Source organism: Thalassospira xianhensis MCCC 1A02616, from assembly GCF_003326475.1.
In the GTDB taxonomy this organism is placed as follows: domain Bacteria; phylum Pseudomonadota; class Alphaproteobacteria; order Rhodospirillales; family Thalassospiraceae; genus Thalassospira; species Thalassospira xianhensis.
Map to the genome: position 1 here is coordinate 1 of NZ_JPWA01000076.1, position 4,026 is coordinate 4,026.

Annotated in this window: 4 protein-coding genes; all 4 read right to left on the reverse strand. The window is 55.5% G+C overall.

Going from position 1 to position 4,026, the window contains the following annotated elements; genetic code table 11:
* Positions 1–851, reverse strand: an 851-nt coding sequence (locus TH5_RS24965; RefSeq protein WP_114124124.1) for a response regulator, incomplete at its 3' end; no start/stop codon positions are given.
* A 69-nt stretch (positions 852–920) separates the two neighbouring features.
* Positions 921–1,286 (reverse strand): response regulator, encoded by a 366-nt coding sequence (locus tag TH5_RS24970; RefSeq protein ID WP_062952925.1) that lies wholly within the window; start codon positions 1,284–1,286, stop codon positions 921–923.
* A gap of 84 nt (positions 1,287–1,370) precedes the next feature.
* Positions 1,371–1,877: a chemotaxis protein CheW gene (locus tag TH5_RS24975; RefSeq protein WP_007091316.1), complete on the reverse strand. Its 507-nt coding sequence runs from the start codon at positions 1,875–1,877 to the stop codon at positions 1,371–1,373.
* A 16-nt stretch (positions 1,878–1,893) separates the two neighbouring features.
* The coding region (locus TH5_RS24980) for a hybrid sensor histidine kinase/response regulator (protein ID WP_244205035.1) at positions 1,894–4,026 on the reverse strand (2,133 nt) is incomplete at its 5' end.

The window sequence follows — 4,026 nt, forward strand, 5'->3', positions numbered from 1 at the left end:
CCCGGATCCCGCGGCTGCGTCGCGGCTGCAGACGGGGCAGCATCACGCGTCAAAGCCGCTGCACCTGTAGCCTTGGCCTCGGTATTTGTTGGAGCCGGCGGCTGATGCTGTGGTTGGGGCATCGGGCGGGTCGACATTGGTCCGTGACGACCTGGCTGATGCGTCGGTCGCGGGCGCAGTTCGGCGGTGAAACGCTTTCGCTGTACCCGTCCCGGTTTATGCAAAGTCTGATGTTCGACCGAAAGCTCGGCCCGGAACGGCGCAGGGGCATCCGTCCCATCCGGCTTTGCATTGCCATGATCATCTTCATCACTGGCTGGTGGAACATCGTGTTCCGGCTCGGCATCCGGGTTTTCGGGAACCGGCACGACGTTCTCGGCCTGATCCTCGTAACGGACCTGCTCAGCGCCAAGCATCTTGCGACGCTGTTCTGCCCATGCCTTGACCTTGTCCAACAGCTCGGCCCGGAAGCCTTCGCCAACATTAAGGTCCTTGGCCGATGAGGGCTTGGGAATGTAGTCCACCGCACCAAGCGTCATCGCCTGGAAACTGATATCGGCATTCCGCTTGGTCAGGGTTGATGCCATGATCACCCGAACCGTCGGATCAATTTCAAGAAGTTTGGGTAATGCCGTCAGACCATCCATGACCGGCATTTCGATATCAAGAACAACAGCCTCGATCCCGATTTCCTTGCGCATAACCACAAGGGCATCCTCGCCATTGGCGACGGAACCGACGACCTCGATATCGTCGTCTTCCTGCAACATACGGGTTACCAGACCACGCACGATTGCGGAATCGTCAACAATCAGGACTTTATAGGGTGGATGGATTGGCGTGTCTTCCACGTACCGACGTTCCCGTTAGAGCAACCGGACCAAAACCAAGGCAAATGCACAGCGACGCTGACAGGAACCTTAAATCAGACCCACCTGCTCAAATTTTGCCTGGATGATCTCGCTGTCGAACGGCTTCATAATATACTCGTTCGCACCGGCCGTAATGGCTTCCTGAATGTGCTCGAGATCGTTTTCTGTGGTGCAGAACACGACGACGGGCTCATCGCCACCAGGTGCTGCGCGCAGTTCCCGCAGGAAATCAATCCCGCTTTTCACCGGCATGTTCCAATCAAGCAACACCGCGTCTGGCATGGCTTCAAGGCATCGATCAATTGCCTCCTGCCCATCCACAGCCTCAATGACCGCAAATCCCATTTCTTCAAGGATACGGCGTGCCACCATTCTGATGACTTTCGAATCATCGACGACGAGACAACTCTTCATCGACTTCCTTCTCGCAAATTAGATCGTTAAGCCAATACCGGCACTGTACCGGATGCATTTTGCACCCGGCACATACTATCATATCTAGCCCGCCTGTTTTACCGAAACGGTAAAATCAAGCAGACGGGTTACGTCCAGAATGACAAGAAGCTTCTTGTCGAGGCGGAAAATACCATCGGAAAATTCACGCCAGCGCGGATCAAGCGTCGCCGGATTCTGTTCGAATGCCTTTTGCGGAACGCTCAGAACCTCGCCAACCTGATCGACCATCAGGCTGTAAAGTTCGCCACCCTGATCGACCACAATGCTCATGCCCGGCACATCATCTTCGCGTTCACGAAGACCAAGACGTTTGCGAACATCGATTGCCGTCACGATACGACCGCGCAGGTTCAGCGACCCTGCCACTTCTGGCGGGGCAAGCGGAATGCGGGTGATACGCTGCGGACCAAGAACATCCTGAACCGTCAGAACCGGAATACCGAACAACTGCTTGCCGATATAGGCGGTAACGAAATCCTTCGTTGCCCCTCCAAGGTCAAGGGCCGTGCTCTGTTCTTTGCTCGGGACGAGTGCCTTTTTATCGCTCATTGGACTTTTCCCCGATTTACACTGCGCTCAGCGTCTGGATCAGCGTCGATACCAGCGCATCTCGATCGAATTTCGCAACATAGTCGCTAAAGCCAACCTGACGACCCCGTTCGAAGTCTTCCTCGCTGGTGTGCGAGGACAGCGCGATGATCGGGGTATCACCCCAATGTTCATCATTCTGCAGGCTTTCGGCAAATTCAAAGCCGTTCATGCCCGGCATTTCGATGTCACTGATGATCGCGTCGAACATTTCACCGCGATTTTTAAGATCAAGCGCCTGTTCGGCATTCTCGACCGCAATGACACGGAAACCGGACACCGACAACATCGGTGTGAGAAGGTTGCGGAAGAACGGGCTGTCATCGATCAGAAGAACACGCTTCTTCTCGCCACCAGTATCTTCGTGGCCGAACCAGTCCGAGAACGCCAGTTCCAGATAGTAACCGGCATCAATCAGATCGGTTGCCTTGCCATCAATCACCGCCGAACCGACCAGACCATCCTGATCGGCTGTCAGTTCAACGTTCAGGACGTCATCGACAATGTCGACGATCTCGTCCACCACAAGACCCATGGTCCGTTCGCGATCCTGGAATACCAGGGTCGGCTGACGGCCTTCGCTCTTCATCTGATAGGAACCATCGATAAAGACCAGCGGCATCAGCTTGCCACGATACTGCACCAGCGGGCGACCGTTCGAGTATTCGATATTTTCGACATCGATTTCCTCGAGACGGGCGACAAGTGCAAGCGGCACTGCACGAATTTCGGACCCGCCAGCCCGGAAGACCAGCATGGAAGTCGTTTCGCGATCACCGGTATCAGAACGCGCCTTGCTTTCGACACCCTGCGAACCGCCAACGGTGATTTCGCCGGTCCGGGTAGCAATGCCGTTCGGATCAAGGATCATGATCACGCTGCCGTCGCCAAGGATGGTGTTCCCCGAGAACAGCGACAGATCGCGAAGGATCGGCGCAACCGGCTTGACCACGATTTCCTCGGTATCGAACACGCGGTCAACGATGATACCAAACGAATAGGTGCCCACCTGCGTGACGACGATGAAGGCTTCTTCATCCACGTCATCGACCGTCGTTTCACCATCATCAAGGCCAAGAATTTTCTTGAGCGTGACAAGTGGCAGCAGTCGGTTGCGCAAGCGCAGGACCGGCGTATCGTGAATACGTTCAATCGAATGATCGGAATTGCTTGAAGCACGAACCAGTTCCAGAACGCTGATCTGCGGAATGGCAAAGCGTTCGCCGCCACTTTCAACGATCAGTGCCGAAACGATGGCAAGGGTCAGCGGAATCTTGATGATGAAGGTCGACCCGCGGCCTTCGACCGATTTCAGTTCGACCGTACCACCAATCTTTTCAATGTTGGTACGGACAACATCCATACCGACGCCACGTCCCGAAACCGAGGTTACCTTTTCGGCGGTCGAGAAACCGGCCTTGAAAATGAACTGGTGAATCTGCGAGTCCGCCATACCGTCAAGATCGCTTTCGCTTGCGAGACCGTTGGCAATCGCCTTGGCCTTGATCCGTTCGATATTAAGCCCGCGACCATCATCGGAAATTTCGATGATGATGTGACCACCTTCGTGATAGGCGTTCAGCGTGACCGTACCGGTTTCCGGCTTGCCTGCTTCCCGGCGCCCCGGAATATCTTCCAGACCGTGGTCGGCAGAGTTGCGAACCATGTGGGTCAGCGGATCCTTGATGAGTTCAAGCACCTGACGGTCAAGTTCCGTGTCGGCACCGATCATCTGCAGATCGATTTTCTTGTTCATCTCGAGTGCAAGGTCACGAACAATACGCGGCAGCTTCGCCCAGGCATTGCCGATCGGCTGCATTCGGGTCTTCATCACACCTTCCTGAAGGTCGGTGGTGATGTGCGACAGACGCTGCAAAGGAACGGTAAATTCGCTGTCATCCTTGCCACGAACCATCTGCAGAAGCTGGTTACGGGTCAGGACAAGCTCGGAAACCAGTGTCATCAGGTTTTCAAGCAATTCAACGTTGACGCGGATCGTCTGGGCTGCGACGGAACTTTCCTTGGCCTCGCCACGTGGCGCTTCGGCCTTTGGTCCCTCGGATGCTGCGGCCTTTGCCGGTGCAACGGCCTGCGACTTCGCCGCTGCTGG